The following is a 23,229-nucleotide window of genomic DNA, read 5'->3' as shown; positions in this document are numbered from 1 at the left end:
TTTGATCTCGGCGAGATGCTTTATGAAAACTTACCCCTACTTGGCGCGGTGGTAAAAATCGTGAAGCAGAGGTTATCGCAATGAGCGGCTCGATTTTGATTACTGGTGCGACGTCTGGCATAGGAAAGCAGCTAGCGTTGGATTACGCCAATTCTGGCTGGCGTGTCATTGCTTGTGGGCGTAACGAATCCGTACTCAGTGAGCTAAGTGATGTTTCACCGCAGATCGAAACGCTTCGGTTTGACGTGACGAATTACGAAGAAACCATGCATGCACTGTCATCACTCAGCTTTGTTCCAGATACCTGGTTTTTCAATGCTGGTGATTGCGAGTACATGGACAATGGCCACGTTGACGCGAGACTCATGGCGCGAGTGCTGAACGTCAACGTTATTGGGGTGGCCAATTGCGTCGAAGCCTGTCAGAGCTATTTTGAAGCAGGGCACAGAGTGGTGATTGTCGGTTCTATTGCGTCTGAAGTGGCTTTACCGAGAGCAGAGGCGTACGGGGCATCGAAAGCGGCTGTGAGCTACTTTGCCCGCACACTCGCCTTAGATCTCGCCAAGAAAGGGATAAAGGTTATCACGGTCTTTCCTGGCTTTGTCGAGACGCCGCTTACCGACAAAAACACCTTTGAAATGCCGATGATCATTTCCGTCAAGCAAGCCTCTGATTCGATCAGGAAGCAGCTTTCAGCAAATAAAAGTCACATCTATTTCCCTGCGAGGTTTACCAGCATTCTTCGCTTCATTTCGTTGTTTCCATACTGCTGGCAAGCCCGCTTAATGCGTAAACTCGTGTCGTAAAAAGGAAGAAAATATGAAAATTGCAATTATAGGCACAGGGATATCCGGACTGACGTGCGGTTATTACTTGCATAAAGAACATGACATCACTTTATTTGAAGCGAATGATTACATCGGTGGGCACACAGCAACCGTTGATGTCACTGTTGATGAAAAAGACTATGCAATTGACACTGGCTTTATCGTTTATAACGACCGTACCTATCCAAATTTTATCAAGATGATGAATGAAATTGGCGTAGAAGGTATACCAACTCAAATGAGCTTTAGCGTCCGTAACAACGGAAACGGATTAGAGTACAATGGTCACACGATTTCTACACTGTTCGCGCAAAAGCGTAATTGGTTAAATCCAAAGTTTTATCGCTTTATCTACGAGATACTTCGTTTCAACAAGTTAGCGAAAGCCTTCGCCAATAATGAAAACACCAATTTGCAAACGCTTGGCGAATTTCTCGATGAACATAAATTTAGTGAGTTCTTCACTGACAATTACATTCTTCCTATGGGCGCGGCAATTTGGTCTTCTACACTGGCGGATATGCGTGCATTTCCGTTGATGTTTTTCTTACGTTTTTTCTTGAATCATGGATTGCTTGATGTGACGAATCGTCCACAGTGGTATGTGATCAAAGGTGGCTCTCGCGCTTACATTCCGCCGTTGACTCAAGGGTTTGCACAAAATATCCGTCTCAACAGTCCGGTTGAAAGCGTTACGCGAAGTAAAGGTCGTGTGCTTTTGCACGTAAACGGGACTACGGAGTGGTTCGACGAAGTGATATTTGCATGCCACAGTGATCAGGCAATGAGAATGCTCAGTGAGCTGTCTGACGAGGAGAGAAGTATTCTTGGTGATATGGCGTATCAATCCAACGAGGTGGTTCTGCACACTGATACAAGCTTGCTGCCGAAACGCAAAGCAGCCTGGGCTTCCTGGAACTATCTTTTAGAGGGGAGCGACAGCGAGAAACAACGATTACCGTCACTCACGTACGATATGAACATACTTCAGCATTTAGATTCTCCTCATACTTTTTGCGTAACGTTGAATAGCACCGAGCAGATCGATGAAAACAAAATTCTTCGTAAGTTCTCTTATGATCATCCCGTTTTTACGACCGAATCTATAGCGGCGCAACAGAGAAGGAGTGAGATTCAGGGCGTTGCACATACCTGGTTCTGCGGGGCTTATTGGCATAACGGGTTTCATGAAGATGGTGTGCGTAGTGCTTTGGATGTGGTCAAAGCGATGAAAGAGAAAACGAAAGCACAAGATGTTACTACGCTGCAAAGAGGCGCAGCATAATATGGCTAGCGGTATGAACAGCCGATTGTTTTTTGGCAATGTAAGACATCGTCGCTTCACTCCCGTGTCGCACGAATTGAACTATTCGTTATTCATGCCAGCCATTGATGTTGACGAGATTGATGAGCTTGAAATGAAAGTGTGGGGGTTTGGAACACGCTGGTGGCATTGGGCGCGGTTTAAGCGCAGTGACTATGTCGGTGAGGGCAGCCTTAAAAAGGCAGTACAAGACAAATTAGAAAGCCTGACAGGCGTGAAATGTGATGGTCGAGTCATTGCGGTTTGCCACTTGCGCTATTTAGGGCTCTATTTTAGTCCGGTTAATTTCTACTATGTTTATAACAAGCAGGGTGAATGGAAATATTTGCTGGCTGAAGTAAGCAATACACCGTGGAATGAGCGTCATTATTATGCCGTTTCTGCTGATCAGGATGATGAACAATTTGGCTGGAAGCAGGAAAAAGCGTTCCATGTCTCCCCGTTTAACCCAATTGACCAGCAGTACTACTGGAAGATTAAACCACTGACTGACAAGCTCAATATCCATTTAGAGTGCCATAAAGATGGTAAGCATTTTGATGCAACCATGGCAATGAAAGCGACAGTATTATCTAGTAAAAGCTTGATGAAGTTTTTGGTCATCACACCGATACAAACAGTCAAAGTAGTGTTTGGCATTTACTGGCATGCATTGAAGTTATGGAGAAAAGGTGCGCCTTTTTATTCTCACCCTAAATACTCCAACGAAAATAACACGCAGCCAGAAAAGAAAAAAAAGGAAAGCAATAACAAGGAGAATTCTGCATGTTGAATAGTAGTGCAATCACATTGCCGTGCGAACTGAGTACCACTCAAAAAGCGGCTCGCAGAGTGATCGTTCAATGTTTGAAAAAAATGGAATTTGGTTGTTTAACCTTAATCGAGAGCTTTAATTCCGGCGCAGCAGAAAAAAGCGAACGTTTTACAGCACCGGCTGGTATGTATCGCGAGGAGTCTGTGTCGGCGACCATCGAGGTGAAACATCCCGGTCTGTACTCACGAATTTTACGAGGTGGCAGCATCGCTGCAGGTGAGGCTTACATGGACGGCTGGTGGGATAGCCCAGACCTGACGGCATTGATGAAGCTAATGGCGATAAACATGCGAGCATTAGATCAAATCGAAGAGCAGGGTAGTTGGATAACCAAGCTGTTTTACAAAGTCAGCCATTGGGCAAACCGCAATTCTCAAGAGAATTCTCGTAAAAATATTCATGCGCACTATGATCTCGGCAATGCGCTGTATGAGTCATTTCTTGACAGTAATATGCTCTATTCATCTGCGCTTTATCGCCAAGATAGTGAGTCACTAGAGCAAGCGCAAATCAATAAAATGGATCGTCTTTGTCAACAGATCGATCTAAAAGCATCCGATCACGTTATTGAGATTGGTACCGGTTGGGGCGCGATGGCGATTTATATGGCTGAGCAGTATGGCTGTCGGGTGACCACCACCACCATTTCAGAAGAACAGCACACCTACGCCAAGCACCAGATTGAAGAGAAAGGCTTGTCGGATAAAATCACCTTGCTTAAAGAAGATTATCGCAACCTTGATGGCACGTATGACAAGTTAGTTTCGATAGAGATGATTGAAGCGGTGGGGAAAGCGTTTTTGCCGTCTTATATTAAGAAGTGTGAGTCACTGCTGAAACCCGGTGGTTTAATGGCTATTCAGGCGATCACTATTGCCGATCAGCGTTATGACTATTACGGCAATAACGTCGATTTTATTCAAAAGTACATATTTCCAGGTGGATTTTTACCTTCAGTGACCTCTCTGACTCAAGCGGCAACTAAGTACAGTGATCTTGTCGTTCGAGACCTGTTCGATATCGGCCTCGATTATGCGAAAACACTCAATGAGTGGCATCGCCGGTTTAATCAAGCTGAGAAAGAAGTTCGCGCGCTAGGTTATGATGACCGATTTATTCGAATGTGGCGTTATTACATGAGTTATTGCGAGGGTGGTTTTTTAGCACGAACCATTAGCACAGTACACATGACTTTTCAGCGACCTTAATTCGTCATGAGAGTATTGATTGCATCAACCTGGTTTCAACTTTGCTGGTTTGCTGCGGTACTAGGTACCTATCAGTGGCAATGGTTTACCCTTGGTTTTACTTTGGCCACCATTGCCTACTGTGCGGTACGCGATGCGACGTCATTGAAACCCATCGCTGTCATCGTTATTTTCGGGCTCGCCCTGGATAGTCTTAACCAACAGTTTTCGCTTCTGAGCTTCCTAACGATATGGCTGCCAATATGGTTGCTGTGCTTATAGGTAATGTTTGCCTGGTATGCCTACCAGCTAAAATCCGTTTTGTATCGTTTTCCTAAAACTTACGTATCAATAATAGGCGGCATTGGGGGAGCAGCGAGTTATTTCGCTGGCTACAAACTCCAGGCTGTTGATTTTGGTTACGATGTTACCTTCACGCTGATGGTTTTATTCGTGGAATGGTGCGTTGTAACCCAGTTGATACTCAGGGTGTATGGAAATGAAAAGCTTACAGGGAAAGTTAACCAAGAATCTAATTAGCGTGTTACTCCTTTCTGGGCTGATTCTGCCGGTTCCGCTGTATGCACAGAGCGCGGGTGCCGATACCGCCCATGTGAATACAGCGCAATGGCGTCAATGGAAAACGGTCGGTGAAGCAAAGCTGACTTGGTTCATCTTTGATATTTACGAGTCACGGTTAAGAGCTCCGGATGGACGCTATCAGGTGAGTGCGGATGTATCTCCTCATCCAATTGCGCTCGAAATTTATTATAAGCGCGACGTCACCAAGCAACAGTTGTTAGAAGTAACCGATGAGCAATGGCAAAAGCTGGGAATAGAACAATCCCTTCGTCAGCAATGGCTAACTATTCTTAATATGATGTATCCAACCATTAAAAAAGGCGACGAGCTTGCCTATGTAACAGATGGTCAAACCGGGCATCTTCTTCATCGTCGTGCTGGAGATGCTTATCCTCAAACGGTTGGATATGTCAAAGATGAAGCATTAAACGATGCTTTTCTCTCCATTTGGTTGTCACCAAAAACCGAGTTTCCGAAACTTCGTAAACAATTGATAGGGCAGGTTTCGCAGTGAAGATCTTTAAATTGTTCATCGTTTTGGTGGTGAGCGCCGTTACCATGCTTGTTAGCTCCTGCTCGGCAGAGTTAGACAATTACCAGGCGACGAAGCCCAGCTTTAATTTGTTTGGCTATTTCGATGGCAACGTAAAAGCGTGGGGAATGGTACAAGACTACTCTGATAAACAAACCAGACGATTCGAAGTAGAGATTGTTGGCACGGTACAAGGTAATCAATTAACACTGGTAGAAGACTTCTTGTTTGATGATGGCGAAGTGGACCAGCGAATTTGGGTGATCACCAGATTAGAGAATAACCGTTATGAGGGCAAAGCAGATGACATTATTGGCGTGGCAACCGGTCAGGAGCAAGGTAGCGCATTACAGTGGCAGTATGACTTTGAGTTAAAAATGGATGACGACACCATCACTGTCGCTTTTGATGACTGGCTTTATCGTCAAGATGACAGACACGTGTTTAACCTGACTAAAATTAAGAAGTTTGGTGTCGAAGTAGGGACCATAACGTTATTTTTTCAAAAGCAATAACGTTACGTATCTTTGCCATTATCAAAACCCGTATAAAACAAAAAAGGTTGACGCTTTCACGTCAACCTTTTCGATGTCTGGCTAATTAAATTAGCGCTTACAGCTTATCAGTTAGCTCGATTGCCTGACCGATGTAGTTTGCTGGCGTCATTTCTTTAAGACGAGCTTTCTCGTGCTCAGGAAGCTCAAGACCATCGATAAATACACGCATTGCTTCACCGTCTACACGTTTACCACGAGTTAGCTCTTTTAGCTTCTCGTATGGCTTCTCGATGCCGTAACGACGCATTACAGTTTGCACTGGCTCTGCTAGAACTTCCCAGTTCTTATCAAGTTCAGCAAGAAGCGCTTCACGGTTAACTTCTAGCTTGCTGATGCCTTTTAGCGTTGAAGTGTATGCGATTACTGCGTAGCCAACACCAACACCCAGGTTACGTAGAACTGTTGAGTCAGTCAGGTCACGTTGCCAGCGAGAGATTGGCAGTTTTTGCGCTAGGTGGCCGAATACAGCGTTCGCAAGACCTAGGTTACCTTCAGAGTTTTCAAAGTCGATTGGGTTAACTTTGTGCGGCATCGTAGAAGAGCCGATTTCACCAGCGATAGTTTTTTGCTTGAAGTGGCCTAGTGCGATGTAACCCCAAACGTCACGGTCAAAGTCGATTAGGATTGTGTTGAAACGTGCAACCGCGTCGAACAATTCAGCGATGTAATCGTGTGGTTCGATTTGAGTTGTGTATGGGTTCCAAGTTACACCTAGAGATTCAGTGATGAACTCTTCACTGAATTTGTGCCAGTCTAGTTCTGGGTAAGCTGAAAGGTGAGCGTTGTAGTTACCTACTGCGCCGTTGATTTTCGCTAGGATCTCAACGTTTTCGATCTGCTTGTATTGACGCTCCATGCGGTAAGCCACGTTAGCCATCTCTTTACCCATTGTTGATGGAGAAGCTGGCTGACCGTGTGTACGAGACAGAAGTGGAATGTCGCGGTATTCAACAGCAAGTGCTTTGATTGCGTCGATTAGGTTGCGGATTTCTGGAAGAATTACCGTCTCACGTGCTTCTTTAAGCATTAGAGCGTGTGACGTGTTATTGATGTCTTCAGAAGTACATGCAAAGTGGAAAAACTCATTAACTGCGTGCAGTTCAGGAACATCGGCCACTTTTTCTTTTAGGAAGTACTCAACCGCTTTTACGTCGTGGTTAGTTGTGCGCTCGATCTCTTTGATTCGGCGCGCATCTTCTTCAGAGAAGTTTGCAGCAAGGTCGTCTAGGAATTGGTTCGCTTCTGCGCTGAATGCTGGCACTTCTGCGATTTCAGCAGTAGCAGCTAGCTTTTGTAACCAGCGGACTTCAACGATAGTACGGTATTTAAGTAGACCGTATTCACTGAAAATTTCGCGTAACGCAATCGTCTTACTTCCGTAACGGCCGTCTACTGGTGAAACAGCAGTCAATGCTGACAGTTCCATGATGTTCTCCTGAATTGGGTTTCTAAATTTCGTGAGCGTTATACCAATAACTGTGGCAATTGTCACGAACATTGCGCAAACGTTTGCGCGAGAGTTATTTTAATCTAAAAAAACGAGCTCGCGACAAACGCGAGCTAGTAGTTTTAATTCTTACAGACGGGCTAACAGGATCTGCGCCTGTTCGACCATTTTCTTGCGACCAAAAATCAAGTGGCGACGTTTACCACCAACCTGACGCCAAAGTACCGCACTGCGAATACCAGACAATAGTAATGCACGAACTTTATGCTGAATCGAGGTCTGTTGCAGGACTGCAGGCGTACCCGTTACTTGAATACGTGGACCGATAGGGCTAACTACATCCAGGTAAATGCTTGCCAGATTGCTGATCATTTGGTCGTCCATCAACTCGAAGTGATCGGTTTGACGCTGTGCCATCTGGATTCGATCACCGAGCTGAGACATGGCGTCGTTGCGCGCCGTCAATTTACGTTCCAATGCCATCAGGCTAATGATGTAGCGAGTGAGTTCGCTTCCAGACGGCGTACTATCGATTCCTTTAACCAGACACTCCAGACCGAGCTTAAGGTCGGCTTCGCGACCGAACACGCCAATCGTGTTGGCTGGACTGGTGTTCAAAATGGCGTTAATGGATGTTTCAAAGGCATCTTGATCACAATGTCCGTTTTTCGCAACTTGTTGAACCAAAGCAACAGCTTGGCAAATGCCAGCAAACGCGATAGTACGGTCATAAAGTGTATTCGCCACGTAACAACTCCTAAGCTTGAGAATATTTAATGCGTTGTTCGATGATACCGCCACCCAGACAAACGTCATCTTTATAGAACACAGCGGATTGACCTGGAGTCACTGCAATTTGTGGCTCATCAAAGATCACTTTAATGTTCTCATCATCGATAGGGATGATTGTACAAGGAATATCTTGCTGACGGTAACGAGTTTTTACCGTGCACTTCATAACATCGCGAATTGGCTCACGATCTACCCAATGCAGTTGTGACGCAAGTAGACCTTCTGATTTTAGCATCGGATGGTCTTTACCCTGAACGGCAATCAGTACGTTACGCTCAAGATCTTTCTCTCCAACAAACCATGGATCTTCATTACCACCGCCGCCTTTACGGCCGCCAATATGCAGACCTTTGCGCTGACCTAGCGTGTGGTACATCAAACCTTGGTGCTGGCCAATGACTTCACCTTCTGGCGTTTCGATGTTGCCTGGTTGAGCTGGCAGGTAACGGCCTAAGAAGTCAGTAAACTTACGCTCTCCGATAAAGCAGATACCAGTAGAGTCTTTCTTCTTCGCTGTAATTAGACCTTGTTCTTCTGCGATACGGCGTACTTCAGGTTTTTCCAGATCACCAACTGGGAACAGGCTGCGAGCAACTTGTTCGTGGCTCAATGTGTATAGGAAGTAGCTTTGGTCTTTGTTGCTATCCAAGCCACGTAACATTTGTGGCTTCTCGCCATTTTCTGGGAAAGAGCGGCGTACGTAGTGGCCCATTGCAATGTAATCTGCATCCAGTACTTCGTCAGCAAATTCAAGGAACGCTTTAAACTTAATTTCTTTGTTACAAAGAATGTCTGGGTTAGGCGTACGGCCTGCTTTGTACTCAGCAAGGAAATACTCAAATACGTTATCCCAGTATTCGGCAGCAAAGTTAATGGTGTGTAGGTGGATGCCAAGCTTGTCACATACTGCCTGAGCATCGGCTAAATCTTCTGCTGCTGTGCAATATTCTTCGTTGTCATCTTCTTCCCAGTTCTTCATGAACAGGCCTTCTACTTGGTAGCCTTGTTGCTTTAGAAGATACGCAGAAACAGATGAATCAACGCCGCCGGACATACCGACGATGACTTTCTTTTGGCTGTTATCAGACATTACTAAACACCACTTAAATAAACGGGAGGCAGATTCTACCAGAATCCACAAACCGGTGACAGATCCGAGAGCGAAATCACACTTCGATTTTGATGTAAATTTAACCGAAAGAGAGCACTGTGTGAGAATTCGATAAGTATAGAAGGGATATATATGGCATAGTTGCCGAAAATCCAAGAGGTAATATCAAGATGACTGAAGAAAACCAATTTATGCAAGAAGCTGAGTTAATTGAGATTGTTGAAAATCAATTAGAAGACGGCAATCCGATGAAAGCAAAAGAAACACTTATGCGTCTAGTGATGACGGGGACGCCTCGTGAAGATGCAGTGGCAATGATGGCATGTGCGATGTCGATTGAAGTGTTTGATGTGATGAAAAACGAAGGTGAGTTTAGTCTGAAACGTTATAGCGAGCACCTGGATCAACTGCCAGATTTAAGCTTTATGGAAGGCGAATAAGTCATCGCGGAGAAAAAAGAGACGGGCAAACGTTTGCTATAATGGCTGTTATTGCCGCAATATTATTCGCGGTATAGAATCCGTTTTCTTTTTCATCCCTTACTCAGACTAACAATATGAAATTTCCTGGACAACGCAAATCCAAGCATTATTTTCCTGTTCATGCTCGTGACCCTTTAGTCAGTCAAGCACAAGAAAGCAAGAAGATGACGCGTACTCACATCATCGGTATTGATCAAACACTGGTCGATATTGAAGCGAAAGTTACGACAGATGTGATTGAAAAATATGGTTTGAGTAAAGGTCACTCATTAGTTATTGATGATGAAACAGCAGAAGCGCTTTATCAGCAATTAAAAGAAGAGAACCTAATCACCAACGAATACGCTGGTGGTACGATTGGCAATACGTTGCACAATTACTCTGTTCTTGCTGATGACCGTTCCACTTTGCTTGGGGTAATGAGTCAGGACATTAGAATTGGTAGCTACGGCTACCGTTATTTGTGTAACACATCAAGCCGTATGGACCTGAACTACCTTCAAGGTGTTAATGGCTCAATAGGGCGTTGTTTTGCTCTTATTACAGAAGACGGTGAACGTACTTTTGCCATCAGCGAAGGTCAGATGAACCAACTTCATCCCGATAGCATCCCAGAGAAAATCTTCAAGAATGCTTCTGCGCTTTTATTGACGTCTTACCTAGTGCGTTGTAAAGAGGGCGATCCAATGCCGGAAGCAACCATGAAGGCGATCGAGTACGCGAAAAAGTATGATGTGCCAGTTGTACTGACATTGGGTACAAAATTTGTTATTCAGGACGATCCTCAATATTGGCAAGCGTTTATTCGTGACCATGTTTCTGTTGTCGCAATGAATGAAGATGAAGCCGAAGCACTGACTGGTGAATCTGATCCTTTAGCAGCATCAGACAAGACGTTGGATTGGGCTGATTTGGTATTGTGTACTGCTGGACCTGTTGGTTTATTTATGGCGGGTTATACAGAAGATAGCGCCAAGCGTGAGACTACTTTGCCGTTGTTGCCAGGATCAATTGCAGAGTTTAACCGTTACGAATTTAGCCGACCTGCACAAAAAGACGCGTGTGAAACACCGATCAAAGTGTATTCTCATATTTCACCATATATGGGTGGCCCGGAGAAAATTAAGAATACCAATGGCGCAGGTGATGCGGCTTTGTCTGCGGTTTTACATGACATGGCTGCGAATAAATACCACAAAGAAAATGTGCCTAATTCAAGTAAGCACAGCAATGAGTATTTAACTTACTCTTCTTTTTCACAAGTTTGTAAATACGCAAACCGTGCAAGTTATGAAGTTCTTGTTCAGCATTCTCCACGTCTATCACGTGGCTTGCCAGAGCGAGAAGATAGTTTAGAAGAAGCGTATTGGGAACGTTAATTTAGTTAAAGTTAACAGCTCATTTACAAATGTAAAAATGGCGCATAATGATATGCGCCATTTTTATTTGTCTAATAGATACAAAAAAGGCTCCCTGAGGAGCCTTTTATATATCCAGCAATTAGATTAGGAAATCATCCAGTGATTTACCTGCATCAAGCTGCTCTTGGATTGCAGAAGGTGTACGACCTTGGCCTGTCCAAGTTTTTTCTTGACCGTTAGTATCCGTGTACTTGTATTTTGCAGGGCGAGGTGCGCGCTTAGATTTTGCTTTAGTCTTAGTTTCGCCTGATAGCGCATTAATAAGAGCTTCAACGTCAATACCGTCTTGAGCAATTTTTTCTGCGATTTCAGCAAGCTTAGCTTCTTGCTCAGCTTGTGCTGCGAGTTCCGCTTCTTCCGCTTCTTTACGCTCTGCTACAACAGTAGACAGTTTATCTAGAGCTTCTTCCAATTGTTCAAGAGTCAGCTCACGAGAAAACGCACGAAGGCTACGGATATTTAGAAGTGTTTTAGTCAGCTCAGACATAACGATTCCTATTAATAGGTTAATGTGTTTGGCACCTTTTATCGTTACGATGAAATAATGCCATGCTACAAATAAATAGTAAGTCCTTATATTTAACTTTATCTTTTACTTATGTGCAAATACTAAATCATGATTTCGTTTAATTTTGGCCACTTTTTTAGAGAAAGTAATATTATTATTGAGAATTAAAACTTATAAGATGGAAATTCAAGTTAGTCCGCATAATTTTAATCACAGAAATTGTGTAATTACTTTTATTAAGCGCCTAGATGTTTTTACTTGTCGGTAAAGATAAAGTCTCTTTGTATTCGCATTACATTTACCTTATTTATCAATATTACATAAGGCATGGTAATTTTGTGTAGTAATAAGGTTTCATAGAAAGCCTAATTGAAGTGATGTCAGTTGCACAATAATGATCTGGATAACGTTAGAGTGAGTTAACACTTCCAGTTGGCTTAACTGAGTTTTATCTGTTTAATTTAGTTTGATGTGTTGCAATGGCTCCTATCATAAGTACAATAGCGCTACCTGATGCAATATTGCAGATAAATTGTTGCTAATTTGTATAATTAGCGGTCAATTGTTTGTTGTTGCCGTAGAGGCGCAGTCTCGAAGAGTAGCTATTATTGGGGTGATGCCAATGAATAATAGTGGAAGGCGAAGATTGCCGAAGCAAGTAATCCATCAACATTATTTGCTGGGGTTGTATCCGAAAGGAACAACACTGCCATAGTATATTTACATTAAACTATGGAGCGCTACTGTAGGGTTGGGTGGAGTGTTCGCTTCCCTGTCGCTAAGTTCAACATGAGTACGTTTTAAGTAAAACGTAACTTGTCTGCAGTAGATCTCTAGCCAAACTTTGGTTTTTGAAGATCATGAATTTAATAGATTTTTCTAGTTCTCCTGTTTCATTATTGCCACCGCTAGTCGCTTTGACACTGGCTATTTTGACTCGTCGTGTATTAATTTCTCTTGGTGTGGGTATCGTACTCGGTGCGGTACTGCTAAATAGTTGGTCGGTTGGTGATACCGCTGGCTATGTTGGTACTCAAGTCTCTTCTGTCTTTGTTGAAGATGGTGGCCTTAACACCTGGAATATGAGCATTGTTGGCTTCCTTATCCTGTTGGGGATGACAACGGCATTGTTGACACTATCTGGTGGTACTCGAGCATTCGCTGAGTGGGCACAATCTCGTGTTAAAAGTAAGCGTGGCTCCAAACTTCTTGCTGCCTTCTTAGGCGTATTCATTTTTGTCGACGATTACTTTAATAGCCTGGCAGTAGGTGCGATTTCTCGTCCGGTTACTGACCGCTTCTATGTTTCTCGTGCTAAGTTGGCTTACATTTTGGACTCAACTGCGGCTCCAATGTGTGTAATTATGCCTGCATCGAGCTGGGGCGCTTACATCATCACTATTATTGGTGGCATCTTAGTCTCGCATGGCATCACAGAATACTCAGCTTTGGGTGCATACATTCGACTGATTCCTATGAACTTCTACGCGGTATTCGCTTTATTGATGGTGTTTGCTGTTGCATGGTTTGGTCTGGACATCGGTAAGATGCGCGAGCATGAGATCTCTGCGTCTCAAGGCCGTGGCTTTGACAAGGATACAGAGAACGACGCGCCTGAAGCTCATGAAATCAACGAAGAACTTGATATTCGCGAGAGCGATAAAGGTCAGGTATCTGACTTGATATTGCCTATCGTAACACTGATTGTCGCGACAATTGCTGCGATGATGTACACCGGTGGTCAGGCTTTGGCTGCGGATGGTAAAGAGTTTGCTCTACTGGGCGCGTTCGAGAATACCGATGTGGGTATGTCTCTAATTTACGGTAGCTTGCTTGGTCTGGCGGTTGGTCTATTTACTGTGCTGAAGCAGGGTATTCCAATGGGTGAAATCATCCGTACACTTTGGATCGGTGCGAAATCCATGTTTGGCGCTATTTTGATCCTAGTATTTGCGTGGACGATCGGCTCTGTTATCGGTGACATGAAAACGGGTTCTTACCTGTCAACGTTGGCACAAGGTAATATTGACCCACACTGGCTGCCAGTGATTCTGTTCTTGTTGTCTGGTTTGATGGCATTCTCGACGGGTACATCTTGGGGTACGTTCGGTATCATGCTGCCTATCGCGGGTGACATGGCGGGTGCGACGGATATCGCACTTATGCTGCCTATGTTAAGCGCCGTTTTAGCCGGTGCGGTATTTGGTGACCACTGTTCGCCGATCTCAGACACTACAATTCTGTCATCGACTGGTGCACGTTGTAATCATATTGACCACGTTTCGACACAGTTACCTTACGCGCTATCTGTGGCGTTAGTGTCTTGTGTTGGCTTCATTACTCTGGGAATGACAGCATCTATCGCAATTTCATTCTCAGCAGCAGCCGTTACTTTTGTGATTGTGTGTAGCGTTCTGTCTTGGTTATCTAAATCGAAGATGGCGTCTTATCAGAACGTATAACAAGTTTTGATTTATTAATTGCAAAAGAGGAAGCTCCGCTAGTAATAGCGGAGCTTTTTTTGAAACGCGATTTAGGTGAGGGGGGCAATCGCGTTTTTGGGGTTAGCTTTCTTCAGGTGGATAAGCAGCAGGGCACTCCTCTGGTGATGACACAGGAATTTCAACTGCATCATTGTTGTTCATACCATCTAGTAGGGTTTTAATATGATCGATTGTGTAAATATCAGAACCCTGCCATGCAGCAATTGCACTGTTGATGATGTCTTCTACAGATACCCATTCACCGCCGAACCAAAGTTTGGTTGCAAGAGTTAATCCTGAATCAACAGGGCGATGACGAGTGTTAAAGATAAATGCCAATAATTGTTGCGCTAACTGTTCTTTGTGCTCGTTAAGATCGGCATTACCATTGTTATCGGTTAGGAAGTGTGACACTTCTGATTGCCAGGTGCCTGCTCCCCATATTGCTGAACCGTCAGAGAAGGCTGCAGCGACATCAGTGCCGTCCATGTATTTACCGTCGAATGGTTCATCACCAGCGTCAAAGTAGGCACTAGAAGTGGCGTAAGGGGCTAATGTATTAACATAAGCTTGGTCGGCTTCAGTGAGTTCAGCTAAACCATTTTTGTTGTGCCAATAACCTTTGGTATCAAAATCGACAGTGATTTTACAGACGTTGTTGAAGTAAACTTGGTTACCTTCTTCGCCATCACTACGATTACGTACCACACCATCTATCATCGGTGCGCCGTCGACCATACTTAATACTGACTCAACATCAAAGGTGATGTTATAAGCACTGGTATTCATCCATGTAGGGGTAAGACTTGCTACATCCTCGCTAATTGAATATGGCGCTGGATCTTCGCCTCGCACATTTGGAACTAATACGTAGAATGTGGCACACCCTTTATCTTCGCCTTCAGCTTCTGTAAATCTCTCTACTATTCCCTGAGCGTCAACAGTAGCGAGAGTTTTTCCAGCGGGCAGAACCCCAGCTTCAAGTAGAAGTTCTTGTATACGTAAGAACTCCCCATTTGCAGGTTCATTCTCATTGAACGGTTTTGGAACTGGAACACTGTCCGGGATATGAAGGTATACTGGCCAATTTGGAATCAGAGCTTCGCCTTCATCGTGCATACCATTAGCATTTGCATCAAATGATTTACATACTTTGATACTAGCAATACCAATTGAACCAAACCGAATAGTTAGTTTTGGTTCTGGGTCCAAGTCCGCTTGAGCCCAAGCACTTGGAATAAAACCAGTATCACTTTCTTCTTCGCCACTCGCTTCATCGGTGTCTTCACCAGCAGATCGTCTTACATTGCCGGAAATATTGTCATTACAAGCTAGTGCATTGGCAAAGCCGATGTGAAGCTCACCATCCATAAATGTTGGTGCGAAATCTCTTAAATCAGCAAAAGTTGTGAAGTGGGTAAACGGAGTATTCATGGCCGCAAAACCAACGCTTTGAGCCCACCACATGAATTGGTCAACACTCCAAGGGTGATCTTCTACACCCATTACGCTAAATCTAACTGGTTTATCAGGGGAGTCATTAGATAGTTTGGTATTTCGCATACCTAGCATATTTGGATCTATATCACGAAGACCAAACTCCCAATTCGGAATAATTTCATCAACGAGTGGGTCGTATTGACAGTTAAGGTTTTTATCGTGGAAAGAACGAAGTGCAATATCAAAGTTAGGCGGAGGTGTTGCTGTAAGAGCTTTAAAGTTATCCGTTTTCGAGTTACGTGGAATAAAACCAAAGAAACCATTACAGTTTTCACCGGTTTCAATGCCTTCATTCCAGTCTGGAGAACTTTCACACGCTGCTTCTACACTTTCTGCAGTGGAGACCCACGCTTTATAAACACCACCCGAATTAAGCGTATTTGCAAACGGGAAGAGTTGAATAGTTTCGCCATCTGGCATTGCTGACGGGTCTATTTCCAAATACTCACTACCAAGCTGATGTCTACATTCTACGACTATGGATTGCGTTTCCATTTTACCGCGAACTTTCACTTCCTGAGTCATAGTGTACGAGTCGTTGATAAAGGTCACGCCATCTTCACCATCAAAGTAGAAAAGTCGGCATGATAGTGGTTCAGCGTAAAATACCTCGGCGTTTTTTGCATTTTTACCTTTGATTTTTCCATCTTCGTAGCAGGTACCGCCGTTTGTATCAGTGCTTTCTAGAGTACTTGATAACAAACATTTACCCGATGGATCAGTTACTTGGAAATAGTAGTCTCCCTCAGGCAATGCTGCTGCATGTCTTGGGGCATTCGGCCCAGAGCCACCATCTAAAAAGACTTCTTCTTTAGATTGGTAGCGGACGTTCTCATTGACGATGTCGCCCGCTGGCGTAGTTGTGAAAATAGCGTCATCTAATCTAGCAAAAGCTGACATTGAAAACATGAGAGCCAGTGAAGATACCGCAAGAGTCGCTGTCCTTATTCTGGAAAATCGCCTGTTGGTGTTCATTTTCTGCTCCTGTGTCATCATTGTTTAATGACTAAGGAGTAGAAAGCAAAGAGTATGCCTATTTTAACTTGTTGATTTATAAGGGGCTGAATTTCAGCTTTTGGCGAGAAAATTTTAAGTGAATGATAATAGATAAGTTTACTGTTACACAGTGTTACGTTACAGCTCTACAGCGTTAAACGCTCAAATTGTATTTCTTGATAAGGCGGTAGAGTGTTGTTCTGGATATGCCAAGATCTCTTGCCGCAGCACTCATGTTGTGTTTGTTTTCTTCGATAGCTTGCAGCAAATAATCAAGGTCGATTTGGTCGACTGATGGAAGGAGTTGTCGTTCGTTGCAATCGAGCCCTAAATCTTCAACCAACAATGTGTTGTCGTCACACATGATTATCGCTCTTTGGATGACATTACGCAGTTCGCGCACGTTACCCGGCCAACGGTGCTTGAGTAGCATCTCTTCGACGTCAGCAGACATTTTGTTTACTTGGCCATTCGATAAACTGTTTAGGAAATGCTCTGAAAGCATAAGAATGTCCCTGCCTCTTTTTCTCAAAGGAGGGGTCGTCAAAGGCAATATATTGAGTCGGTAGAATAGATCCTCTCGGGACTCTCCTTGTACCACTTCACTTTTCAAATCTACATGGCTGGCAGCAATCACACGACAATCGACATCGATAAACTTATCAGCGCCGACGTTATGTATCTGTTTACTTTATAAAAAATGTAATAAATGAATTTGAAGATCGGGAGGCATATCTCTAATCTCATCTAAAAATAAAGTGCCTTTATGTGCTTTCTGAATAAAACCGATGCGATCAGCGATAGCACCCGTAAATTCGCCTTTTTCATGCCCAAATAGTTCAGACGCAATAAGGCCACTCCCGTCTTCTCGACAACTGATGAATAAGGCGGGCGCACAAGCCCTTGCCCACACCTGTTTCTCCCTGAATGAGCACTTCTGCATCGCATCGAGCGTATTTTTTAATTGCATTACGAAGTTCTTGGATACATGCGCTGTTACCGATTAATGGATATAAATCGGCATCGCTGAAATCCACAACTTTGTTAGCACTATTGTTATGCAGTTTCATCATTAATCACTATTTTTGCCCCAATAAAATAATAGTTTTTAATTAGTTGCCTTAAGACGAGTTATTGTCTTTTTATTGAGAAAATTGTTAATTATAGTGATGAAAAATGCTAACTCGCTGTTTATAGCAAAATTTATAAATTCGACGTTATTTACTAGGATACCGGTTGAATAGAGACTTTTTTCATTGGTTTTTAGTACAGGTTAGATAAATAAAAATCAAACAAAAACAATGTATTAGTAAAAAATGTTAGAAAAGGTAAAATTTAGTGTTGAAAAAAACAGAATCCTTGGTTAGTGTGTTTACCAACAGAGCAACGAAACAGAGCAGTAAATAAATATGCGCAATTTTGTAATGAACATTCATCACCATCATCACCCAGTCTAGTCTTTCGGGAGATGTGCGCATACCCGGGAGACAGGATACTCCCGGAGGTTAAAATCAAAGAAATTCAGATTTAAAACCCTCGGGAGAAAACATTCTTCCGAGGGTTTTTTCGTTTTTGGTTTAAAAAATATTTATTTTTCAATATCTTGTACAGGGACATAGCAATGCAATCACAACGCTTAAGAATCGCAATTCAGAAAAAAGGTCGTCTTAGCAAAGAGAGCCAAGCTCTACTTAAACAGTGCGGCGTGAAGTTTAACCTCATGGGTGAGCGTCTTGTGGTTCACTCAGAAAATATGCCAATTGATTTGTTGCTGGTACGTGATGACGATATTCCAGGTCTGGTTATGGATGGCGTTGTTGACCTTGGTTTCATCGGTGAAAACGAACTGGAAGAAGTGCGTTTAGACCGTAAAGTACAAGGTGAGCCATGTGAATTTGTTCAACTTCGTCGCCTTGATTTTGGTGGTTGTCGTCTGTCTATTGCTATCGATAAAGACGAAGAATATAACGGTCCTCAAGATTTAGCGGGTAAACGCATTGCTACGACTTATCCGCACCTACTAAAGGCATACATGGATAAAGCTGGTGTGCCGTTCTCAACTTGTATGCTTACAGGTTCTGTAGAAGTTGCTCCCCGCGCTGGTCTGGCGGATGCGATTGCCGACTTAGTTTCAACCGGTGCAACATTAGAAGCCAACGGTCTTAAAGAAGCTGAGGTCATCTTTAAATCAAAAGCAACGCTTATTCAACGCTTAGGTGAGTTTGACGCGGATAAGACGGCACTGATCAATAAGCTACTTACTCGTATGCAAGGCGTTCAGCAAGCAAAAGAGTCAAAATACATCATGCTGCACGCGCCAGCAGAAAAGCTGGAGCAAATTAAAGCGCTACTACCGGGTGCGGAAGACCCAACTGTATTACCATTATCAGCAGACAAGCAGAAAATGGCGGTTCACTTGGTGAGCTCTGAGAATCTGTTCTGGGAAACAATGGAACAGCTAAAAGAGCTAGGTGCGAGCTCAATTCTCGTGCTACCAATTGAAAAAATGATGGAGTAAGGGTCATGAGAACAGTTGTTTGGCAATCACTGAGTGAGAATCAACAAGATTCGATTTTAGAGCGTCCAGCCATTGCAGAAGGTGCAAACATCACTGCTGCGGTTGCAGAGGTTATTGCGAAAGTACGTAGCGAAGGTGATGCTGCACTTGTAGAACTTACGGAAAAGTTTGACCGCGTAAAGCCAGAATCAATTCGTGTTTCTGCTAAAGAAATTGACGCAGCTGCAAATCGTCTTTCTGAGAAGATGAAAAGCGCGTTGAATCAAGCTTATAACAATATTGCTAAGTTCCACAAAGCGCAAAAGCCTCAGCCAATTAAAGTTGAGACTCAACCGGGCGTAATGTGTGAGCAAGTGACTCGTCCAATCCAAAAAGTCGGTTTGTACATCCCGGGTGGCAGCGCGCCATTGCCATCAACCGTTTTGATGCTTGGTGTACCAGCAAAAATTGCAGGTTGTCGCAAAGTGGTGCTTTGTTCTCCTCCGCCAATTGCTGATGAAATCCTGTACGTTGCAAAACTTTGCGGTATCGATGAAGTATACAATGTGGGTGGTGGTCAAGCGGTTGCAGCGATGGCTTACGGAACGGAAACGGTTTCTAAAGTTGATAAGATTTTCGGCCCGGGCAATGCGTATGTTACAGAGGCAAAACGCCAGGTAAGTAACGATTTCCGTGGTGCAGCGATTGATATGCCTGCTGGTCCGTCTGAAGTGTTGGTTCTTGCTGATGATACGGCCGACGCTGACTTTATTGCTGCTGACCTACTTAGCCAGGCAGAGCACGGTCCTGATTCTCAAGTTGTACTGGTTACTCCTTCAGCAATCATTGCGGATCAAGTAACGGATGCCGTACAACGTCAACTGAAACAGCTTTCGCGTGCTGATATCGCACAAAAGGCACTTGCATCAAGTTTGATCATTATCGCTGAATCCCTGACTCAAGCGGTTTCTATCTCGAACTACTACGGCCCAGAGCACTTAATTGTTCAAACCAAAAACCCGCGTGAGTTGCTGCCTCTGCTTGATAACGCGGGCTCAATTTTCTTGGGTGACTGGTCGCCTGAATCTGCGGGTGACTACGCGTCAGGTACGAACCACGTGCTTCCAACGTATGGTTACACTCGCACATACTCTAGCCTTGGCTTAGCGGATTTCTCGAAGCGTATGACCGTTCAAGAACTCTCTGCAGAAGGCCTTAAGAATCTGGCTCCAACGGTTGTAACCATGGCTGAAGCGGAAGGTTTAGACGCGCACAAACGTGCAGTAACGATTCGTGTAGAAAAACTGGCAGCGAAGTAAGAAGGAAACATTGAGATGGAAAAGCTAGCGCGTAAACAAGTCCAGGAATTAACTCCTTACTTATCGGCTCGCCGTATTGGTGGAACGGGTGATGTGTGGCTGAATGCAAACGAATCACCATTTGATAATGAATACAAAACCGATTTTGCTCGTCTTAATCGCTACAGTGAGTGTCAGCCAAAAGAACTGATTGCGGCATACGCGGCTTACGCTGGCGTAAAACCAGAGCAGACGCTGACGTCTCGTGGTGCTGATGAAGGTATCGAGCTACTTGTTCGTGCTTTTTGTGAGCCTGGCGAAGATGCCATTCTTTACTGTCCGCCAACTTACGGTATGTACTCAATCAGTGCAGAAACCATTGGTGTCGAGCGTAAGACCGTGCCACTTACTTCAGATTGGCAACTGGATCTGGCGGGTATTGAAGCGAATCTCGATAACGTGAAGCTGGTGTTTGTTTGCTCTCCAAATAACCCTACCGGCAATTTAGTTAAGCGTGAGGATATTGTTGCGCTGCTTGAAATGACAAAAGATCGTGCGATCGTGGTCATGGATGAAGCGTACATCGATTTTTGTCCAGAAGCATCAACGGTAGACTTACTGGAGCAATACCCGAACTTAGCGATTCTGCGTACGTTATCTAAAGCATTTGCACTTGCTGGTCTGCGCTGTGGATTTACGCTTGCAAACGAAGAGCTGATTAATGTACTTCTTAAAGTTATCGCACCTTATCCGGTACCCGTTCCGGTTGCAGACATTGCGACGCAAGCATTATCGGAAGCCGGTTTGGCTCGCGCTAAGTTTCAGGTTCTGGATCTCAACGCCAACCGAGCATACCTGCAAGTTGGTTTGTCTATGATTCCTGGGCTCGAAGTGTTCGAAGGCTGGGGGAACTATTTGCTGGTGAAATTCCCAGATGGTGACGCTCTGTTTAAAGCTGCATGGGATACAGGCATTATTTTACGTAACTCGCCGATTGAAAACTGTGTGCGTATCAGTATCGGCAATCGCGAAGAGTGTGAAAAGACACTTGGATTTATTCGAAACTACTATTCGTAAAGCCATAAAGTTACTTTGCTCTCACACTTGAGTGAGAGCCAACCAAGATTAGCAATAAGGATGTTCTAGTGAGCAAACAACAAAAAATCCTTTTTATTGACCGTGATGGCACACTGATTGTTGAGCCACCGATTGATTTCCAAGTAGACCGCCTCGACAAGTTGAAGTTAGAGCCATACGTAATTCCAAGCTTGCTTGCTTTACAAGATGCAGGTTACCGTTTAGTCATGGTGACTAACCAAGATGGTTTGGGTACAGATAGCTACCCGCAAGACGACTTTGATGCGCCACACAACATGATGATGGAGATTTTTGAATCTCAAGGCGTGAAGTTTGATGACGTTCTTATCTGTCCACACTTTGACGAAGATAACTGTTCTTGCCGCAAGCCTAAGCTAGGTATGGTGAAAGAATACCTTCAGGGCGGCAAAGTGGACTTCCAGAATTCGGTTGTGATTGGCGACCGAGCGACAGACCTTCAGCTTGCTGAGAATATGGCCATCCGTGGTATTCAATACAACCCAGAGACCATGGGTTGGAAGCAAATCCTGAAAGATCTGACGGTAAAAGCACGTGTTGCTGAAGTTATTCGTACCACCAAAGAAACGGACATTAGAGTTGCCGTGAATCTTGATGAGCAAGGCGGTAACGATATTTCAACGGGGTTGGGTTTCTTTGATCACATGCTTGATCAAATCGCAACTCACGGTGGTTTCCAGATGGTATGCAAAGTAGAAGGCGATCTTCACATCGATGACCACCACACTATCGAAGACACCGCGCTTGCACTTGGACAGGCACTGAAAGAAGCACTAGGCGATAAACGTGGTATTGGCCGATTTGGCTTTAGCTTACCGATGGATGAGTGTCTGGCACAATGCGCATTAGATTTATCAGGCCGCCCATTCCTTAAATTCGACGCGGAATTTGGCCGTGAGCAAGTGGGCGATTTATCGACAGAAATGGTGGTGCACTTCTTCCGCTCATTGACCGATACGTTAGCATGTACTCTGCACCTGTCATCTGCTGGCGACAATGATCACCACATCATTGAAAGCTTGTTTAAAGCCTTCGGCCGCACATTGCGCCAGGCGATCAAAGTAGAAGGTAACGAACTGCCAAGTAGTAAAGGCGTTCTTTAAGGTCATTTCTTAGCGTATTGATAGGAGAAGAGTTCAGTGACAGAACAGAAAGTTGTGATTATTGATACCGGCTGTGCCAACGTTTCTTCGGTGAGATTTGCCATCGAGCGCCTTGGCTACACAGTAACCGTTTCAAAAGACCCTCAAGTCGTCTTGGCGGCGGATAAACTTTTCTTGCCAGGTGTAGGTACAGCAAGCGAAGCGATGAAAAACCTTGAGGAGCGCGATCTCATCGAGCTGGTGAAAAAGGTCGAAAAGCCGCTTCTTGGAATTTGTCTGGGCATGCAACTATTGGGTAAGGTTTCTCAAGAGAAAGGCCAAAAAGCCGATGAGCTGGTTGAATGTCTGGGTCTTTGTGATGGCGAAGTGAAATTGCTTCAAACGGGCGATTTACCGCTACCACACATGGGATGGAATACGGTTACTGCGAAACCGGGTAACCCATTGTTTAAAGGCATCGAAGAGGGTGAGTACTTCTACTTTGTACATAGCTTTGCGATGCCAGTCGGAGATTACACCATTGCTGAGTGTAATTACGGCAATCCGTTTACCGCAGCCGTACAGAGCGGCAACTACTACGGAGTGCAATTCCACCCTGAGCGTTCTTCAAAAGCGGGCGCGAAGCTTATTCAAAACTTCTTAGAATTATAAA

Annotated in this window: 20 protein-coding genes, 3 pseudogenes, 1 riboswitch and 1 other annotated feature; of the genes and pseudogenes, 16 read left to right on the top strand and 7 right to left on the bottom strand. The window is 44.2% G+C overall.

Annotated features, from left to right (window positions below):
- From L9Q40_RS13115 to L9Q40_RS13080, 8 genes and pseudogenes are all read left to right on the top strand, one after another.
- A pseudogene (locus L9Q40_RS13115) lies at positions 1-84 on the top strand (nuclear transport factor 2 family protein); the annotation flags it as partial.
- A complete protein-coding gene (locus L9Q40_RS13110) occupies positions 81-806 on the top strand; it encodes an SDR family oxidoreductase (RefSeq protein ID WP_498793544.1) in 726 nt (241 codons plus the stop codon). The pseudogene L9Q40_RS13115 and the gene L9Q40_RS13110, both read left to right, overlap by 4 nt.
- 13 nt (positions 807-819) lie before the next feature.
- Positions 820-2,112 carry an NAD(P)/FAD-dependent oxidoreductase gene (locus tag L9Q40_RS13105; RefSeq protein WP_498793543.1) on the top strand — a complete coding sequence of 431 codons (1,293 nt, stop codon included), beginning with the start codon at positions 820-822 and terminating at the stop codon, positions 2,110-2,112.
- A 1-nt stretch (position 2,113) separates the two neighbouring features.
- The gene (locus tag L9Q40_RS13100; protein ID WP_498793542.1) at positions 2,114-2,923 is read left to right on the top strand and encodes a DUF1365 domain-containing protein; all 810 of its coding nucleotides are present in this window, start codon (positions 2,114-2,116) and stop codon (positions 2,921-2,923) included.
- Positions 2,917-4,173 carry a class I SAM-dependent methyltransferase gene (locus L9Q40_RS13095; protein WP_498793541.1) on the top strand — a complete coding sequence of 419 codons (1,257 nt, stop codon included), beginning with the start codon at positions 2,917-2,919 and terminating at the stop codon, positions 4,171-4,173. The genes L9Q40_RS13100 and L9Q40_RS13095 overlap by 7 nt, the downstream gene beginning before the upstream one ends.
- Positions 4,174-4,179: 6 nt before the next feature.
- Positions 4,180-4,692: pseudogene (locus L9Q40_RS13090) on the top strand (DUF2878 domain-containing protein).
- Positions 4,652-5,248, top strand: coding sequence for a chalcone isomerase family protein (locus L9Q40_RS13085; RefSeq protein ID WP_118118157.1), 597 nt, complete (start codon positions 4,652-4,654; stop codon positions 5,246-5,248). Before L9Q40_RS13090 ends, L9Q40_RS13085 begins: the two are co-directional and overlap by 41 nt.
- Before the next feature lie 44 nt (positions 5,249-5,292).
- A complete protein-coding gene (locus L9Q40_RS13080) occupies positions 5,293-5,781 on the top strand; it encodes a DUF3833 domain-containing protein (protein ID WP_498793548.1) in 489 nt (162 codons plus the stop codon).
- Between the two features lie 97 nt (positions 5,782-5,878).
- On the opposite strand, the gene purB is transcribed toward L9Q40_RS13080, so the two are convergent.
- The 3 genes from purB to mnmA form a co-directional block, all read right to left on the bottom strand.
- Positions 5,879-7,249 (bottom strand): adenylosuccinate lyase, encoded by a 1,371-nt coding sequence (gene purB / locus L9Q40_RS13075; protein ID WP_014231477.1) that lies wholly within the window; start codon positions 7,247-7,249, stop codon positions 5,879-5,881.
- A gap of 150 nt (positions 7,250-7,399) precedes the next feature.
- Positions 7,400-8,017, bottom strand: coding sequence for a high frequency lysogenization protein HflD (gene hflD, locus L9Q40_RS13070; RefSeq protein ID WP_498793540.1), 618 nt, complete (start codon positions 8,015-8,017; stop codon positions 7,400-7,402).
- A gap of 10 nt (positions 8,018-8,027) precedes the next feature.
- Positions 8,028-9,152 (bottom strand): tRNA 2-thiouridine(34) synthase MnmA, encoded by a 1,125-nt coding sequence (gene mnmA, locus L9Q40_RS13065; RefSeq protein WP_020332942.1) that lies wholly within the window; start codon positions 9,150-9,152, stop codon positions 8,028-8,030.
- 191 nt (positions 9,153-9,343) lie between these two features.
- Between mnmA and L9Q40_RS13060 the strand changes: the two genes are divergently transcribed.
- Positions 9,344-9,613 (top strand): hypothetical protein, encoded by a 270-nt coding sequence (locus tag L9Q40_RS13060; RefSeq protein WP_014231480.1) that lies wholly within the window; start codon positions 9,344-9,346, stop codon positions 9,611-9,613.
- 116 nt (positions 9,614-9,729) lie between these two features.
- A complete protein-coding gene (locus L9Q40_RS13055) occupies positions 9,730-11,034 on the top strand; it encodes an inosine/guanosine kinase (protein ID WP_065296650.1) in 1,305 nt (434 codons plus the stop codon).
- A 121-nt stretch (positions 11,035-11,155) separates the two neighbouring features.
- Here the strand turns inward: L9Q40_RS13055 and L9Q40_RS13050 are convergent, their stop codons facing one another.
- Positions 11,156-11,563: an H-NS family histone-like protein gene (locus L9Q40_RS13050; RefSeq protein ID WP_014231482.1), complete on the bottom strand. Its 408-nt coding sequence runs from the start codon at positions 11,561-11,563 to the stop codon at positions 11,156-11,158.
- 591 nt (positions 11,564-12,154) lie between these two features.
- A riboswitch (Lysine riboswitch) is annotated at positions 12,155-12,335 on the top strand.
- 109 nt (positions 12,336-12,444) lie between these two features.
- Here L9Q40_RS13050 and tet(35) point away from each other — a divergent pair.
- Complete coding sequence (tet(35), locus tag L9Q40_RS13045) at positions 12,445-14,046, top strand: tetracycline efflux Na+/H+ antiporter family transporter Tet(35) (protein WP_014231483.1); 1,602 nt, start codon at positions 12,445-12,447, stop codon at positions 14,044-14,046.
- Positions 14,047-14,148: 102 nt separating this feature from the next.
- Here tet(35) and L9Q40_RS13040 read toward each other — a convergent pair whose 3' ends face one another.
- From L9Q40_RS13040 to L9Q40_RS13030, 3 genes and pseudogenes are all read right to left on the bottom strand, one after another.
- Entirely contained in the window at positions 14,149-16,542 is a 2,394-nt protein-coding gene (locus L9Q40_RS13040) for a hypothetical protein (protein ID WP_498793539.1), read from the bottom strand.
- Between the two features lie 175 nt (positions 16,543-16,717).
- Positions 16,718-17,068, bottom strand: a complete 351-nt coding sequence (locus tag L9Q40_RS13035; RefSeq protein WP_498793547.1) for an AAA-type ATPase lid domain-containing protein — start codon at positions 17,066-17,068, stop codon at positions 16,718-16,720.
- A gap of 99 nt (positions 17,069-17,167) precedes the next feature.
- Positions 17,168-17,633: pseudogene (locus tag L9Q40_RS13030) on the bottom strand (sigma 54-interacting transcriptional regulator); the annotation flags it as partial.
- A gap of 362 nt (positions 17,634-17,995) precedes the next feature.
- Positions 17,996-18,133, top strand: a sequence feature (His leader region).
- Between the two features lie 51 nt (positions 18,134-18,184).
- On the opposite strand from L9Q40_RS13030, the gene hisG reads away from it, so the two are divergent.
- The 5 genes from hisG to hisH all read left to right on the top strand — a co-directional run bounded on the left by hisG (position 18,185) and on the right by hisH (position 23,228).
- Positions 18,185-19,081, top strand: a complete 897-nt coding sequence (gene hisG / locus L9Q40_RS13025; RefSeq protein WP_014231486.1) for an ATP phosphoribosyltransferase — start codon at positions 18,185-18,187, stop codon at positions 19,079-19,081.
- 5 nt (positions 19,082-19,086) lie between these two features.
- Positions 19,087-20,379: a histidinol dehydrogenase gene (gene hisD, locus L9Q40_RS13020; protein ID WP_330470458.1), complete on the top strand. Its 1,293-nt coding sequence runs from the start codon at positions 19,087-19,089 to the stop codon at positions 20,377-20,379.
- A 15-nt stretch (positions 20,380-20,394) separates the two neighbouring features.
- Positions 20,395-21,435 (top strand): histidinol-phosphate transaminase, encoded by a 1,041-nt coding sequence (hisC, locus tag L9Q40_RS13015; RefSeq protein ID WP_065299453.1) that lies wholly within the window; start codon positions 20,395-20,397, stop codon positions 21,433-21,435.
- A gap of 68 nt (positions 21,436-21,503) precedes the next feature.
- Positions 21,504-22,577, top strand: a complete 1,074-nt coding sequence (hisB, locus tag L9Q40_RS13010) for a bifunctional histidinol-phosphatase/imidazoleglycerol-phosphate dehydratase HisB (protein WP_014231489.1) — start codon at positions 21,504-21,506, stop codon at positions 22,575-22,577.
- 36 nt (positions 22,578-22,613) lie between these two features.
- Positions 22,614-23,228, top strand: coding sequence for an imidazole glycerol phosphate synthase subunit HisH (hisH, locus tag L9Q40_RS13005; protein ID WP_020332950.1), 615 nt, complete (start codon positions 22,614-22,616; stop codon positions 23,226-23,228).
- Position 23,229 lies beyond the last annotated feature (1 nt).

Origin of the sequence: Allocatenococcus thiocycli, assembly GCF_921292965.1 — a bacterium.
Taxonomy (GTDB): domain Bacteria; phylum Pseudomonadota; class Gammaproteobacteria; order Enterobacterales; family Vibrionaceae; genus Vibrio; species Vibrio natriegens.
This window is presented reverse-complemented; position numbering and strand designations above follow the sequence as displayed.

What these genes read in the sequence shown, in the direction of transcription:
- L9Q40_RS13110 (WP_498793544.1), top strand. Translation starts at nt 81, where the DNA reads ATGAGCGGCTCGATTTTGATTACTGGTGCGACGTCTGGCATAGGAAAG.
- L9Q40_RS13105 (WP_498793543.1), top strand. Translation starts at nt 820, where the DNA reads ATGAAAATTGCAATTATAGGCACAGGGATATCCGGACTGACGTGCGGT.
- L9Q40_RS13100 (WP_498793542.1), top strand. Translation starts at nt 2,114, where the DNA reads ATGGCTAGCGGTATGAACAGCCGATTGTTTTTTGGCAATGTAAGACAT.
- L9Q40_RS13095 (WP_498793541.1), top strand. Translation starts at nt 2,917, where the DNA reads ATGTTGAATAGTAGTGCAATCACATTGCCGTGCGAACTGAGTACCACT.
- L9Q40_RS13085 (WP_118118157.1), top strand. Translation starts at nt 4,652, where the DNA reads ATGAAAAGCTTACAGGGAAAGTTAACCAAGAATCTAATTAGCGTGTTA.
- L9Q40_RS13080 (WP_498793548.1), top strand. Translation starts at nt 5,293, where the DNA reads ATGCTTGTTAGCTCCTGCTCGGCAGAGTTAGACAATTACCAGGCGACG.
- purB (WP_014231477.1), bottom strand. Translation starts at nt 7,249, where the DNA reads ATGGAACTGTCAGCATTGACTGCTGTTTCACCAGTAGACGGCCGTTAC.
- mnmA (WP_020332942.1), bottom strand. Translation starts at nt 9,152, where the DNA reads ATGTCTGATAACAGCCAAAAGAAAGTCATCGTCGGTATGTCCGGCGGC.
- L9Q40_RS13060 (WP_014231480.1), top strand. Translation starts at nt 9,344, where the DNA reads ATGACTGAAGAAAACCAATTTATGCAAGAAGCTGAGTTAATTGAGATT.
- L9Q40_RS13055 (WP_065296650.1), top strand. Translation starts at nt 9,730, where the DNA reads ATGAAATTTCCTGGACAACGCAAATCCAAGCATTATTTTCCTGTTCAT.
- L9Q40_RS13050 (WP_014231482.1), bottom strand. Translation starts at nt 11,563, where the DNA reads ATGTCTGAGCTGACTAAAACACTTCTAAATATCCGTAGCCTTCGTGCG.
- L9Q40_RS13040 (WP_498793539.1), bottom strand. Translation starts at nt 16,542, where the DNA reads ATGAACACCAACAGGCGATTTTCCAGAATAAGGACAGCGACTCTTGCG.
- L9Q40_RS13035 (WP_498793547.1), bottom strand. Translation starts at nt 17,068, where the DNA reads ATGCTTTCAGAGCATTTCCTAAACAGTTTATCGAATGGCCAAGTAAAC.
- hisG (WP_014231486.1), top strand. Translation starts at nt 18,185, where the DNA reads ATGCAATCACAACGCTTAAGAATCGCAATTCAGAAAAAAGGTCGTCTT.
- hisD (WP_330470458.1), top strand. Translation starts at nt 19,087, where the DNA reads ATGAGAACAGTTGTTTGGCAATCACTGAGTGAGAATCAACAAGATTCG.
- hisC (WP_065299453.1), top strand. Translation starts at nt 20,395, where the DNA reads ATGGAAAAGCTAGCGCGTAAACAAGTCCAGGAATTAACTCCTTACTTA.